Consider the following 12,399-nt stretch of genomic DNA (forward strand, 5'->3'; position numbering starts at 1 on the left):
AGACTTAACGCTGCGCTTGAAATTCTCTAGAAAGCTTTATCCCTAAACTCCAACGCAGCACGTTACTCCTCCGGCTGCTCTTGAACTCCGAGATCCCGATACCTTTGCTTACCCCAAACGTTAGGATCGGGTATCACCTCGATCACCCTAGTTGGCGGAGTGTTTATACGAAAGCCTGGCTCCATCTTTTCACGCATTTCGAGGTACTGACCCAGAAAGGCATCGTAAGCCAGGCGAGGCGCGTACTGAACGTTTCCTTTTTGGTCTACCGCTTCTCCATGGTAGAAGAAGTCCACGCCCTGGCTAAGTGGCACTAGAACGCTGGCGGCAGATTTGTAGTCGCCCTCATAAAGCGTGAGCCGCAACTGGGCTTTTTCGCCGTACAGCAGGCTCATCTGCTCAGAGAACCAATTGACGTATCGGTCGCCGTTGATCCGCATGGGGTCCCCAGGCAACGTATAAGCAGTGTCTATATCTCGGTTCTTACGAATGCGGCTCGCCATTCCATTCAGTTCCAGTCCCTCAGCGAACTCGACATCAACCTGCTCTCCAGCATCGATTTTGATCGGCTTGCTCATCGAAATCACGGGCCACAACAAATTCTTGGAGAAGAATGAGGCGCCGCCCTTCGACAAATTCCTCGCCTGCACAATCTCCCATTTAGCTGCCGTCAGGAGCATTGGCGCCGCCGTAATGTTTGTGACACGGACTGTAATGTAGACCTGCTCATTTACTTTTTGCCCATCGCTGGTTTGTCCGAACATCACAGTAGGACTGAGCCAAGCCTCTTTAACAACAAGCCCGCGGCCCTTGCTCACGGCTGTGGTTTCGCTAAGACGCTTCAGCACTTCTTTCGTGATGCCAATGCACGTGCTGCTAACGGATGCACCCGCACCAGTGACGATCGACGAGCACGGTCCAGTGGTTTGCATATTCTGAGATTGCGCCAGAGCAAACTGAGGCAATGCAAGCACCGAAATCATCATCACCACCCAGCGAACTTTTTCCTTCATCATGGTCGTGTATCGACAGTGGATTTAACCACTGCGCCTTCCCCGGTCACGATTGGTGAGGCCGCACCGTGGGTGGACATCCCGCTGTTCGGAGTGGTACCAGCAGCCTGCGACCTGTTCGGTCCTTTGGCTTCAGTTACGACATGCGCACCAGGTCCAGTAACGATGGGAGAGGAGGGATTGTAAGTGGACATAGAGGGGCTGGGTTGCTCTGCTGGTTGCAACGTTAAGCCTATCTGTTTGGGATTCACTTCAACACGAAACCCTCGATTTTGAACGATTGCTGAGACGGCAATCACCGCAATCAAAACAACGAGTGTGAACGTCACTAACGTTATCTTACGGTCACTCTTCCGTCTTGCGGGCGCCTTACGCGAACGTCTATTCAATTTTGAACTCCTGTAATTATGGCTTTGCAATATCCCTAGGGCCGCTGCAGACAGTTGCTGATTCATCTAAGCGAGTGCGAGGAGAGTATCCTAGTTCGCACATGAGACGCGACAGGCTCACTACTCACTCGTTTTCATGCATCAAGACCGACGATATCCATACCTCGCGGCACAGGTAATCCAAATCCCCTCCGCGTCCAACACCGAACAAAGCAACTTTGAATCATGGATGTGGGTCCAGTGCAGGCTCGTACGACAGTCGGAGAACGCTCATGCGTTTGACCAACACGGCACTGCTTAATATGCATGGGTCGTATGCATACCGGAAGCAGATGTAGACTCAACGTCCGAGGTTAAAAGGACCAGCATATTTGCTTTTATGATCATCAACGGAGCCGAACGCCCAATGGAAAACCTGTCATCAGCGCGACTAAAGCCCGGCGGGATCTACACAAGAAACGATCTCAGCCAGCTTTTTGGAATCAAAGACGCCACCCTCAAAACCGGCATCTTTCGGCCCAAGGGATACGATTCGGTTTGGTTGTTTGTGACTGAACAGAAGACACCTGACCGAACCCAGTACGTTGATACCCTTACGGATGACACGCTGCGCATGGAAGGTCAATCCAAGGGACGCACTGACCATCTCATTTTCCAGCATAAGCAACTGGGGTTGGAGTTGTTGGTCTTCCATCGTCGGTCGAGAAAAGAGTACTCCGGCGCGGGTTTCCGATACGAAGGAGCTTTTTGCTACGAAGACGCTTCTGGCTCTAAACCTACCTCATTCGTTTTAAAACGCGAAGGCGCAGATAGTTACGACGTCGATCTGAATGAGATGGAGAGGAAGCTTGGCACTCAAGGGGCATTCGATCCTTCAGACGTCACAGACTCACGCGAGCGGACCTTCGCCGCAATAGTGCAGCGTCGTGGCCAGACTCGTTTTAGGGCCATGTTGTTGAAAGCCTACAAGGGAAGGTGTGCCATAACAGGATGCGATGTTGAACCGGCGCTTGAGGCCGCTCACATCCACCCCTACCAGGGTGATCAGACAGATATGATCTCGAACGGGCTTCTCCTACGAGCTGACATTCATACGCTGTTCGATCTGGGACTGATTTGGATCGACCCAAAGAATTTGTCGATTCAGATCTCGGAGCGCATTCGGAAAAGTAGCGAGTATGCTTCGCTGGATCAAAGACTCCTTACTCTTCCCGAAAACGTGTCAGACCATCCAAGTAAAGCAGCTCTGGAATTCAGAATGAGTTCTAAAAAATGAGGCCACTGGCGCACAACCGCGATGTCAATCGAGTGACCTCAAGTCAGCACGCATATCGTTAGACTTCGCTCAATGCGAATCCGAAGTCGTCACTGGACACTTGAGCTGCTTCGTTAAGCCGCTGGCGCAGCGCAGCCGTTAGCTGTCTCTCCACTTCCCATGGATCCTACAGTGCAGCGAGCTTTGGAGCCAATTGAGGCGACAAGCTCATCAGCGAATGATTCAGCGATCGCGCCGTTTCAAAAGCAGCTTTCTGCACAAAGCTGATTTCCACTAGTTCCCCCTGCGCCTTGCGAAACTCCACCTCAGCCATCCGCGCCAGATAATGTTCGCGATGCGCACGTGCTTTCTGAAAGTCTGGAGTCTGCCCATGAGCAGGATCAGCGGGCGGCGGCGCAGCCATGTTAGTCGGCTCGGATTGAGCTGCAACGTGACTGTACACATCACGCTGAAGCCGCTCCTGTTGGTGGCGAGCAGCGACGGCAGCCTTGCTCGGGTCGGCGGTTTCGCGGATCAATGCTTCGGTGGCCAGCACGTCGACTTACTTGCCATTGGGCGACAGCACCAGTCGACCGTTCTCCTTGAGCCAGGTGATATAACTCGGTGACCGGCCGATGTGCGCGGCGAAGGCGCTCTTGGACAGGTACGTGGCTGCGGTCATAAGCCCTCCTTTTCAGCGGCTTTTCAATGAATCCTTTCAAGATTTCAGTGGATTGAAATTTCAGTAAGCTGGCGGGCCTCCCACTAACAAGATCCCGCGGGTTTCCGACCCCGTACCCTTTGAAAGTCCCCAGGGTCCCCGGCGGGTTTTCTGCCCGGTCCGGTCGGTCGACTCAACATCCGAGTGCCATGCCCTGCCCCCATCCCTTTGGAAAGACGGACATCCCTGCGAAGGTTTCAGCTAGAGAGAATCCGCGAGTTCGATAACCCGTGTAGGGGGCGGCCCTCAGGGAGGACCCGTAAAAATCGGCGCCCTCCCGGGCCTGCCCGGCTCATGCCTTCGGCTCGGCCTCGCTCAGGTCCAGCCGCTTGGCCACCCAGCGCTCGTACAAGCCGATGGCGACATCGGCGCCGGCCATCGCAGTCAGGCAACCGAGGGCGCCGGCTGTCCAGATCGACAGGCCCGCACCGAACAGCAACATCATCGCTGACACGCCGCACACGATGCAGGCACCGGACCGAAGTGCGAGGCGGCGCAACAATGCCCAGCCTCTCGCCCCGTCCTTGTCGGCGCGCCACATCTCGCCGGATACACCGCCAACCAATGACAGGGCAATCACCAACCAGATCGGCATCTCTGCCAGTGCCTGTTGCTCGTTCGTCATTGCCCTGCCCCTTAAACAAAAAGACCCGGCGCAAGGGCCGGGTCAGGTGGTGGGTGGCCTGCCGCGCTTTGCGGTCGCACCCATCGAAGATGGCCCCTTTTTACAGGTCGATTCTGGTGGCAGCAAGGCCGTTTTAATGCCATCCGGTGAATGTGTGGGTTACGCCCGGTGAACGGCTGGCGAATGTCGGTGAATATCTATCCCGGCTGTCTTTTGCTTTTCTGGCGTCCCATGCGTCCCACCTCTCTAAAACAAGGTGGGACGTCTGAAAGCCCCGTAGATTGGGGCTTAGCCCCACCGTCCTACTTTTAACTCTCCTTTCTCGTGTATAGAGAGAATATTTAAAAACACGCGTGCGCGTGAACACGCGCATTGATGCCCGCTACGCATACACGGGCGGGAGGCATGAAAAAGGTGGGACGGTGGGACAGCCCAACAACGACGGGGCCTGCGCCCGTCCCACCACCGCAAAAAGCAGTGGGACGGAGGCAGGCCAGTGGGACGGCGTGAGCCAGAGTAATGCCCACGTTCAAGCCGCTTCCCCCAAGAGGAAGTGCTCGACCACGATGTGAGCGTCATGCAGGCGCTGGTAGTAAAGATTGCGTGTGCAGCCACTCTCGGCCAGACGCGCAGTCAAAGGCGCATCAGGCTGGAAGTAATGCACCTGCACCACCGTCATCAACTCGGGATCGAGGCGTTTCTTGACGATACGCTCGATGTCCAGAGAGGCTTCCAGCGGCACCCTGCTCCCACGCCTGCCGCGCACGAGCTGGCCACCGCTCTCCATCATCATGGCGACGATATTGCCGCCCGAGTAACCGGCGGCCACCTCGTCGCTGTGCAGCTCCTGCGCCCATTGTTTGAGAGCCATATCGATTGCTTTAATCATCGAAGCACGGCTCCTCAAACTCCGGTTGTTCCAGCACAGGCGCCCTGCCCCAACCATCCGGTTTCTTGTAGGCCCAGGGCCGCTGGCCGCTCTTGCTCAAGGCGCCCAAACGGAAACGTCGCCAGCCCAGTCGATGGAGGATCGCTCCCACGCGCATCTGCTCGGGTTTGCCCCAATGACCGGGATCGAGCTTGAGCGCCTGACTCATCACTTCACTGCCGGTAGTGGTCTCGCCGATCTGCGACTCTTCGAGCCAGGTCAGGATGGGCGTTTCCCATTCGTCCACCACAAAGCGTTCGTCCTGTTCCTCGCTGAACATCGGCGCTTCCTCTCGCGTTACCCACCAGAGATCGCCGGCCTCAAAGCAAAACATCGCTTCGGCCCACAGCTGGTCGCGGATCTCGCGCAGCAACGCCACGTCGACCTTGGTACATGCCACCGGCCAATAACGGCGGTTACCAGTGGCGTCCTTGAGGTACTCGTCCTGGTTGGTGGTACCGACGAAAACACACTGGCGTGGCACGTCCAATGTTCTGCGGCCATAGCTTTCGCGGTAGGTGTCGGTGGACGCCGAGAAGAACTGCTTAGCCTTGGTACTCTCAGCCTTGTTAAAGCTGTCCAGCTCGCCGAGCTCGACAATCCACTTACCGCGAATCGCCTGAAAGCCATCCTTGTCACCGAGGGCAAACGGCGTGTCCATGAACCACTCACCGCCGAGCACGCTCATGGCGGTCGACTTACCGGCGCCCTGCACGCCTTCGAGGATCATCACCGAGTCAGCTTTACAGCCGGGCTTCATCACCCGCGCCACGGCCGAGATCATCCAGCGCTTGCCGACCTTAGAGGTGTAGTCGGTTGCCTTCACCCCCATGACATCCGTCAGCCAACGCTCCAGGCGCGGCACACGATCCCATTCGAGTTTCTTCAGGTACTCACGCACCGGGTGAAATGCGTGATCGTGGGCCACGACACTGACAGCCTCGATCACGTGCGAGGACTTCACGCGCAGGTTGTACTGCTGCGCGAGCCATTTCATCACGCGCACATCATCGATGTCGGCCCACTCGCCGGTGCCACCGCCATAAGGCGCCGCACGCAGCTTGACGATCTTCGAGCTGAAGGCGCAGTAGCTGATCACCCCGGCCCAGCGTTCGTCGTGAGCCAGGATCAGTTCGACATTCTGCATGTGCGCGATCAAGGCGCCGCTTTCACTGCGAGCCAACTGATCTTTCCAGCCACCGGCTGCCGGTGGGCGCACCACGGCCAGCACCTGACGACGCACCGCGTCGAGGCCTTCGGCGACGTGCAGGTCGTTGAAGTCGGTCCACTTGTCGTGACGCTCAATCGAGAAGATAGGCGAGACCACTTGGGCTCCGACGATCAGGGCGGCGTTGCTCGCTTTCTCCTCACCAGGGTTCCACGCATCGCCGTTGGGCTTGGTGGTCTTCCAGTCGTCATCGCGGCAGATGATCAGCGGGCAACCGGCGAAGCGCTCGCGCATGACCTTGCACACGGCCAACAGGTTGCCCGCATCGAAAGCCACCGCCACAGCGAGCGACGTCGCCATGTGCAGGCTGGCGCCGGTGGCGTAACCCTCACAAACCAGCACCGGTTCGCCCGGTACCGGGTGCGGACCGAGCAGGTGGAAAGTGCCCTCCTTTGCCATCCCGTAAGGCCAGTAGGATTTGTCGCGGCCGGTGTCTTCCTGCTTGTTTGGAAAGATCACCTGAAGGCCCATGATCTGATCACGGGCATTGTTCATCGGCACCAGTACCGCACCGGTGCGCGGCGCGTAACGCACTTTGATACCAACGATCTGCTTACGGTCCAGGTAGTCGCTGCGGCCGGTGGTCGGCATGCGCTCGAACAAACCCTGCGCCCTTTTCGCGGCCCGCCGCGCAGCGTTACTCGCGATTTCGGCAGCGCGGCGCTTGGCTTCCTCCTGGCGGGCGCGCATCACTTCACGCTCTTCAGGCGACATGCGGCCGGCCTTGACCTTGATCTTCTGCGTCTCGCCCGAACGCCAGTCACCGAAGGCGCCGAAGATGAGCGTGTCGCCCTTCTCCGTGCGCTGCTCGTGGACCACGTACCAGCCGTTCTTTTCCTTGCCCTTGTCCTGCGATGTCTTGCAGCGGGTCAGCTTGCCGAACACCAGTGGTTGCGCTGGCTCCAGACCGTAATCGGCGAATTGGCCCAATACCTCATCGAGCATGCTGAATCCCCCGCTCAGAGAGGGATTGGCAGCTGACGCACTGCGAGCAACCCGGTGAGGCCAGGCGACGGGCTTCCGGAATCGGATCGTCACACGCTTCACAGAACAGCAAGGAATGGGCAGCGCTTTCGGCTTTGGCAGCGCTGCGCGCAGCCATGGCCTGATCGATTCGTTCCTGCACCAGGTCGTTGGCGAAATCGGCGATGTCAGCCACGGTCAGCACCTCGCGTCGTCTGGTTGACGTAGGTGGCGCGGTTGAACAAACCCAGCAGCCCTTGAATGCCTCGGAATACCTGCAGGCGAATCGCCGCCAGTTCCTGATCAGTCACCACACCGTCGCCGATGCTCTTGGCCCAGGTCTCGGCGAGATCCGCGACCTGGCGGAAGTATTCGGCGATACCCGTGGTGAGAGTCTCGGGCATGTCGTTGGTGTAGGTGTCGGCCAGCTCCTGCCAGATCGTGTCACCGACCAGCGCATGCACCGCATCAAGAATGCGGCGATCCTTGGTCAGTTCAAGGATCTCGCCGAATTCCTGAATGTTGATGGAGTGGCTCGGGTGGGTCGGCGACAACTTGTGCTGCAGCGTGGTCGGGTTACGACCGGTCGTGGCTGCGATGGCAGCAGCGCCGCCCGGGTAATCGCGAGCGGCGTGGTACAGCGCTAAATCGAGCGGCAGGATTTCCCGCTGCGCCCGTTCCAAAGAACTCAGAGCAATTCGGCTCATGGCATTAATCCTAAAAGTTGCCAGTGCCGCGCGACAGAAGTTGGTGATACATTTGCCGCGTGGTCTGGAGAGGCCCAAACGCCGGCTAGGTTCGTAAGACCAACACCGGCACCGTGCCGGGGCGAACAATCCGTTGTTCACCCCTGGCGCAACAGCTGCCAGCTCTGTGGTAAGAACGGCAGCAACACCAAGGCTTCCGAGCCTTGGAAACGCGATGAAGGTCGGCGGCATGTGGTGTGCTCACCTTTCGACATCGCGACCCGAAAGCATTGTGGTGATGCTGTCGGGAGAAACTGGGCGACCCTTGGGTCGCCTTTTTTCTATGCGGCTTGGGACTCTTCCATTTCCGGAGGAAATACGTCATCAAGACTGCACGGCGCTCCTAACTTATTGAGCGCTCTGACTATGGCTCTGCACTCCGTAAGCCCTGCGATTCGACGTCCTGCCTCGTAATTGCTTATACGTGCCTGAGTCCACCCAAGAGCTACAACGAGTTCCTTTTGCTTGATCCCAGCTTTCTCTCGATGTTCAGCGATCAGATTCATGATGCCCTCCAATTAGCCGCAGCCATCATAATCACGAATCGTAGATATTTCAACACGCAAAGTGATGATAAATAATTTCAGAGCGTGGTAAAAAAAGTACATGAACACACTCGGCGAACGTATCAAGCAATACCGCAAAGCCAAGGGCATGAGCCAACAAGCCCTTGCTTTCGCTTGCGGTTGGGAATCCCAGTCTCGGATAGGCAATTACGAGAAAGGGGCTCGTCAGCCCAATCTCCACGACTTACAAAAGATAGCGACAGCGCTGGGAGTGTCTTTTCCAGATTTGGTAGCAGGAAAAAATCGTTCCGACGTTGAGTCTTACTCAGACGCCATTCAAGGTCGGATTCGGTCTGAAGACCGTCTTGTGAGGGACTACGGAAGATCGAAAGACAAAGACCAACCTGTTAGCAGCCGTGTAGGCTGGGCTAAGGATGGAAAGGTGCCTGTGCTATCAAACGCACAGCTTGGGAATGAGGGCCTCTTCGACACGGTAGAACCGCCACCAGGGCAAGGTGAAGGCTTCCTAAACATACACAGCGATGACCCAGATGCCTATGGCATAAGAGTCATGGGCGATAGCCTGATGCCCCGCATAAAGAATGGCGAATTCGTGCTTATAGAGCCGAACAAACGCTTCAGTAGCGGTGACGAGGTCATAGTTCGAACGTCCTCCGGCAAAGCGATGATCAAAGAGTTTATTTATCTCCGTGACGGAATGTATCGCTTGGATAGCGTCAATACCGAGCACGAAACTCTTCACATTGCAGAACAAGAGGTGGAGGAAATCCATCTCGTAGGCGGAATATTGAAGTCATCACGCTTCCTACACAGTGCCGCGCTATTTTAAACACATTATGTGTTGACACAAACGAGCACAGTGCGTGATATTTGCCTCACTCTTTACCACAGAGCGAGGCAATACCTATGCGCACCACCGCAACCTTGCATGTCCATCCGGCATGCGTCAGCAATCGCAAACTGATCGAACAGCTGCAGCTCGCCACGGGCTGTCTGGTCGTCATTCATAACAGCAAACCCAAGCTTGTCGCCAAGTCCTGCCAGCCCTCTCCTATCGATCCGAACGGTGGAGGGCACGCGGCATGATCAAGTACAAGATCGACAACCGCACCCTGCAGTTGCTCAACGCCCAGGTCAACCTGACCGAGACCTTCAACCACGTCCTGCGAACAGCACCGAAACGTGATTGCCTGGCGTTTCGCCTCAAGGCTGAGCGCGGCACAGTGGAAAGCACTTTTGTCGTCGAACTGGGTAGCGAACGCCACACGCTGACCCTGCAAAACGACAAGAAGATGCACCTCAAACTCGCCGACTTCATCGAAGAGATTGCCAACGGTCCGTTCGACGCGAGCAACTCCAGCGACCTGGTGCATCTCCCGCATGCCGATCGTCAATACGGCCGTTTTGAAGTCCAAGACAAGCAGCGCGTGTTCGAACTGGTGCACACCGGCGGCGTGCTGAGCCTCGACATGGGTTTTGAACTTCCCCTGCATGTAGCGCTGCATCGCACTCATACACGCCGGGGCGTCACCGCGATCTTGAGCATCGGCAACAAGAGTCCGCATACGCGCTGCTTCACCTTGTACGACCCCGATGCCGAGATCTACGCAAGGCTCCTTGAGTCCATCAACCACCTTGCTGCAGCGGCCACTCCTGCTGCGCACGCGGCATGAGGAGGACGATATGGAACGCACCCTCGCCCAAGCAGCCGCACAACTCGGCCTCACTCGCCCCAAATTGATCGCTCTCATGCGGGAAAAAGGTTTGCTCAAGGGAAACCTGCCGGCGAACCCGAAGCGAGACAAAGCGTACCTGCGGGTCAAGGACAGTCCCTGGTATGACGAAAAATACGGAATGCAGTACAGCCAGTCGACTCGGGTGAAGCAGGCCGGTATCCGTTGGTTGGCCGAGCAGTTGGACATTGATCTTCCTGCCATCCCGGCAGATCGCCGTGACGTGGCCTAGGGAGTACGCCCGCCAGATTGTCGCCATGCGCACACGCGAGGAGCGCAATGCCGCGCTCCTCGAAGTGCCGGAACATCTGCGCGAGCTGACCAGACGCCACTGCCTGAACGCCTGGAACCACCCGGCACGACAACAACGCAAGGAGGCTCGACAAGGCCATGAGTAACGCTGCACAGAATCCGCTTCGCCTGCATCCGGCGCCCGAAACGGCCACCGTCGAACTGCTCTATCGAATCTTCGGTGACGTCCTGATCCCGCTGGAAAAAGTCCGCGAGCAGTACTTTCGCAACCTAAACGAGCAGTCGTTCGTGACGGAGATCAACAGCGGCCGGATCCAGCTTCCGATCACCACGCTGGACACCAGCCGCAAGGCGCTGAAGTACGCGCACATCCGCCACGTCGCCTCGCTGATCGACATCCGCGCCTACAAAGCCGACGAGAGCATGCAACGCCAACAGGGCGAACCCATACAAGCAGAAGCGAATTTAGAAAGGAATAAACATGGAAATTAATAGCGAAACTCTTGCCGAGGACGAGCTGGTCGCAATCACCGGGTATCAACGACCTTCATTGCAGCTGGACTGGCTCAATCGAAATGGCTGGAAGTACGTACTTACAGGTGCAAGACGACCCGTTGTTGGTCGCGTGTACGCCCGAATGAAACTGTCCGGTGTGAAGCCTTCATCTGAAAATATTGCGACCGAAGCCTGGTCGCTAGATCTTTCACGCGTGGGGTAAAAATGCGACCAAGAAAGGCTGCTAATCGGGATCTGCCACCTCGAATGATTAGGCGGGTCAGGTCAATGAAAAACGGCTCAGAATGGGTCGGGTATTACTACGATGGGAGAGATGATCAGGGGAAGAGGAAGGAAATTCCGTTGGGTGGCGACTTGGATGTCGCCAAGGCGGAATGGGCGAAACTCGATTGCAAGCCAATTCCGCAAAAGAACACCCTTCTGGGAAAAGTTTTCGACCGATACGAAGCCGAAATCATTCCGGCGAAAAAGCCTAGAACCCAAAAGGACAACTTGCTTTCACTGACGCAACTCAGGAAAGCATTCAGCGAAGCGCCGATCAATGCGGTGACACCACAGGTGATAGCCCAGTACCGCGACAAACGGACCGGGAAGGTTCGGGCAAATCGCGAGATCTCACTGCTCTCGCACATCTATAACATTGCCAGGGAATGGGGTATCACTGACAAGGAAAATCCAGCCTCCGGTGTGCGCAAAAACAAAGAGACACCACGTGACTTTTACGCTGATGCCGCGATCTGGAATGCCGTCTATGGTGTTGCCGTGCCAGAACTCAAAGACGCCATGGACCTGGCCTATCTTACGGGCCAGCGCCCTGCTGATGTCCTATCCATGCGCGCTACGGATGTCACCAACAGCTTTCTGCTGGTTGCGCAGGGCAAGACCTCGAAAAAGCTCCGCATCCGGCTCGATGCAGGCGAGATCATTAACGGTTTAGGTGAGCTGATAGAAAAGCTGCTCGCACAGCGGAAGGCGCGCGCAGTACGAAACCCGTATTTGATCATTACGGAGGATGGTCGCCGCGTGACCGCGCCAATGCTTCGCCTACGATTCGACGATGCACGCAATGTTGCTATCGCGAAAGCTCTAGAGGACGAAGATGCGCAACTCGCTTCAAGCATTCGACAGTTTCAGTTCAGGGATATCCGGCCGAAGGCAGCCAGTGAGATTGACGACCTTGGTCATGCCAGCCGACTGCTTGGGCATACCGATAAACGCATAACAGAAACAGTTTATCGACGCGTCGGCGAGATCGTGAAACCCACACGATGAACCCTACATAATTGGTTAAATTCGCTCAGGAGTGCTCTAACCGTTCACCTCGAACTTTTAGAGCTGCTCTCCGCGATATGCAGTTCTCGGCCAATAGCTGCCAGTTGTATCCGGCAGCAACCGGCCCAGACCGTGTAAAACCGTTTTTGAGCGCGTCAGGTACTCAAAACCGGACTGGAAATCGCGTTTCTACGCTAAATCCACATCTGCTGACGTGCCGATAAATTTCAG

16 protein-coding genes and 1 pseudogene are annotated in these 12,399 nt (G+C 56.6%); 9 read left to right on the forward strand and 8 right to left on the reverse strand.

Annotated elements, in window-relative coordinates; genetic code table 11:
* Window positions 1-62: 62 nt before the first annotated feature.
* The gene (locus tag AB4N47_RS10835) at window positions 63-1,016 is read right to left on the reverse strand and encodes a hypothetical protein (protein WP_460154519.1); all 954 of its coding nucleotides are present in this window, start codon (window positions 1,014-1,016) and stop codon (window positions 63-65) included.
* Window positions 1,017-1,808: 792 nt separating this feature from the next.
* Here AB4N47_RS10835 and AB4N47_RS10840 point away from each other — a divergent pair.
* Complete coding sequence (locus AB4N47_RS10840; protein ID WP_460154520.1) at window positions 1,809-2,678, forward strand: HNH endonuclease; 870 nt, start codon at window positions 1,809-1,811, stop codon at window positions 2,676-2,678.
* A gap of 58 nt (window positions 2,679-2,736) precedes the next feature.
* Here the strand turns inward: AB4N47_RS10840 and AB4N47_RS10845 are convergent.
* From AB4N47_RS10845 to AB4N47_RS10875, 7 genes and pseudogenes are all read right to left on the reverse strand, one after another.
* Window positions 2,737-3,339, reverse strand: a pseudogene (locus AB4N47_RS10845) (terminase small subunit).
* 331 nt (window positions 3,340-3,670) lie between these two features.
* Window positions 3,671-4,003, reverse strand: a complete 333-nt coding sequence (locus AB4N47_RS10850; RefSeq protein ID WP_008080174.1) for a phage holin family protein — start codon at window positions 4,001-4,003, stop codon at window positions 3,671-3,673.
* A 529-nt stretch (window positions 4,004-4,532) separates the two neighbouring features.
* Window positions 4,533-4,892: a PA0613 family protein gene (locus tag AB4N47_RS10855; protein ID WP_460154521.1), complete on the reverse strand. Its 360-nt coding sequence runs from the start codon at window positions 4,890-4,892 to the stop codon at window positions 4,533-4,535.
* Window positions 4,885-7,104 carry a VapE domain-containing protein gene (locus AB4N47_RS10860; protein WP_460154522.1) on the reverse strand — a complete coding sequence of 740 codons (2,220 nt, stop codon included), beginning with the start codon at window positions 7,102-7,104 and terminating at the stop codon, window positions 4,885-4,887. The genes AB4N47_RS10855 and AB4N47_RS10860 overlap by 8 nt, the downstream gene beginning before the upstream one ends.
* Window positions 7,094-7,318: a TraR/DksA family transcriptional regulator gene (locus tag AB4N47_RS10865; RefSeq protein ID WP_460154523.1), complete on the reverse strand. Its 225-nt coding sequence runs from the start codon at window positions 7,316-7,318 to the stop codon at window positions 7,094-7,096. The genes AB4N47_RS10860 and AB4N47_RS10865 overlap by 11 nt, the downstream gene beginning before the upstream one ends.
* Window positions 7,311-7,829, reverse strand: a complete 519-nt coding sequence (locus AB4N47_RS10870; RefSeq protein ID WP_009049401.1) for a phage regulatory CII family protein — start codon at window positions 7,827-7,829, stop codon at window positions 7,311-7,313. Before AB4N47_RS10870 ends, AB4N47_RS10865 begins: the two co-directional genes overlap by 8 nt.
* Before the next feature lie 320 nt (window positions 7,830-8,149).
* Window positions 8,150-8,374, reverse strand: coding sequence for a helix-turn-helix transcriptional regulator (locus AB4N47_RS10875; protein WP_045123078.1), 225 nt, complete (start codon window positions 8,372-8,374; stop codon window positions 8,150-8,152).
* 100 nt (window positions 8,375-8,474) lie between these two features.
* Here AB4N47_RS10875 and AB4N47_RS10880 point away from each other — a divergent pair, with 100 nt between their 5' ends.
* The 8 genes from AB4N47_RS10880 to AB4N47_RS10915 all read left to right on the forward strand — a co-directional run bounded on the left by AB4N47_RS10880 (window position 8,475) and on the right by AB4N47_RS10915 (window position 12,168).
* Window positions 8,475-9,224 carry an XRE family transcriptional regulator gene (locus tag AB4N47_RS10880; protein WP_460154524.1) on the forward strand — a complete coding sequence of 250 codons (750 nt, stop codon included), beginning with the start codon at window positions 8,475-8,477 and terminating at the stop codon, window positions 9,222-9,224.
* Window positions 9,225-9,301: 77 nt separating this feature from the next.
* A complete protein-coding gene (locus tag AB4N47_RS10885) occupies window positions 9,302-9,481 on the forward strand; it encodes a hypothetical protein (protein WP_134827538.1) in 180 nt (59 codons plus the stop codon).
* The gene (locus tag AB4N47_RS10890) at window positions 9,478-10,068 is read left to right on the forward strand and encodes a hypothetical protein (RefSeq protein WP_460154525.1); all 591 of its coding nucleotides are present in this window, start codon (window positions 9,478-9,480) and stop codon (window positions 10,066-10,068) included. Before AB4N47_RS10885 ends, AB4N47_RS10890 begins: the two co-directional genes overlap by 4 nt.
* A gap of 10 nt (window positions 10,069-10,078) precedes the next feature.
* Complete coding sequence (locus tag AB4N47_RS10895) at window positions 10,079-10,360, forward strand: phage antirepressor KilAC domain-containing protein (RefSeq protein WP_460154526.1); 282 nt, start codon at window positions 10,079-10,081, stop codon at window positions 10,358-10,360.
* A 25-nt stretch (window positions 10,361-10,385) separates the two neighbouring features.
* Window positions 10,386-10,526 (forward strand): hypothetical protein, encoded by a 141-nt coding sequence (locus tag AB4N47_RS10900; RefSeq protein WP_164486587.1) that lies wholly within the window; start codon window positions 10,386-10,388, stop codon window positions 10,524-10,526.
* A complete protein-coding gene (locus AB4N47_RS10905; protein ID WP_460154527.1) occupies window positions 10,519-10,872 on the forward strand; it encodes a pyocin activator PrtN family protein in 354 nt (117 codons plus the stop codon). Before AB4N47_RS10900 ends, AB4N47_RS10905 begins: the two co-directional genes overlap by 8 nt.
* Window positions 10,862-11,098 (forward strand): DUF4224 domain-containing protein, encoded by a 237-nt coding sequence (locus AB4N47_RS10910; RefSeq protein ID WP_460154528.1) that lies wholly within the window; start codon window positions 10,862-10,864, stop codon window positions 11,096-11,098. Before AB4N47_RS10905 ends, AB4N47_RS10910 begins: the two co-directional genes overlap by 11 nt.
* 2 nt (window positions 11,099-11,100) lie before the next feature.
* Entirely contained in the window at window positions 11,101-12,168 is a 1,068-nt protein-coding gene (locus tag AB4N47_RS10915) for a tyrosine-type recombinase/integrase (RefSeq protein ID WP_460154529.1), read from the forward strand.
* The last annotated feature ends 231 nt before the right edge of the window (window positions 12,169-12,399 follow it).

Source organism: Pseudomonas sp. S3_G06 (assembly GCF_054667565.1).

Bases quoted from the DNA above. Each gene is read 5' to 3' on its own strand.
- AB4N47_RS10860 (WP_460154522.1), bottom strand. From the start codon at position 7,104: ATGCTCGATGAGGTATTGGGCCAATTCGCCGATTACGGTCTGGAGCCA.
- AB4N47_RS10915 (WP_460154529.1), top strand. From the start codon at position 11,101: ATGCGACCAAGAAAGGCTGCTAATCGGGATCTGCCACCTCGAATGATT.
- AB4N47_RS10885 (WP_134827538.1), top strand. From the start codon at position 9,302: ATGCGCACCACCGCAACCTTGCATGTCCATCCGGCATGCGTCAGCAAT.
- AB4N47_RS10835 (WP_460154519.1), bottom strand. From the start codon at position 1,016: ATGATGAAGGAAAAAGTTCGCTGGGTGGTGATGATGATTTCGGTGCTT.
- AB4N47_RS10905 (WP_460154527.1), top strand. From the start codon at position 10,519: ATGAGTAACGCTGCACAGAATCCGCTTCGCCTGCATCCGGCGCCCGAA.
- AB4N47_RS10850 (WP_008080174.1), bottom strand. From the start codon at position 4,003: ATGACGAACGAGCAACAGGCACTGGCAGAGATGCCGATCTGGTTGGTG.
- AB4N47_RS10900 (WP_164486587.1), top strand. From the start codon at position 10,386: ATGCGCACACGCGAGGAGCGCAATGCCGCGCTCCTCGAAGTGCCGGAA.
- AB4N47_RS10840 (WP_460154520.1), top strand. From the start codon at position 1,809: ATGGAAAACCTGTCATCAGCGCGACTAAAGCCCGGCGGGATCTACACA.
- AB4N47_RS10855 (WP_460154521.1), bottom strand. From the start codon at position 4,892: ATGATTAAAGCAATCGATATGGCTCTCAAACAATGGGCGCAGGAGCTG.
- AB4N47_RS10880 (WP_460154524.1), top strand. From the start codon at position 8,475: ATGAACACACTCGGCGAACGTATCAAGCAATACCGCAAAGCCAAGGGC.
- AB4N47_RS10910 (WP_460154528.1), top strand. From the start codon at position 10,862: ATGGAAATTAATAGCGAAACTCTTGCCGAGGACGAGCTGGTCGCAATC.
- AB4N47_RS10890 (WP_460154525.1), top strand. From the start codon at position 9,478: ATGATCAAGTACAAGATCGACAACCGCACCCTGCAGTTGCTCAACGCC.
- AB4N47_RS10875 (WP_045123078.1), bottom strand. From the start codon at position 8,374: ATGAATCTGATCGCTGAACATCGAGAGAAAGCTGGGATCAAGCAAAAG.
- AB4N47_RS10870 (WP_009049401.1), bottom strand. From the start codon at position 7,829: ATGAGCCGAATTGCTCTGAGTTCTTTGGAACGGGCGCAGCGGGAAATC.
- AB4N47_RS10895 (WP_460154526.1), top strand. From the start codon at position 10,079: ATGGAACGCACCCTCGCCCAAGCAGCCGCACAACTCGGCCTCACTCGC.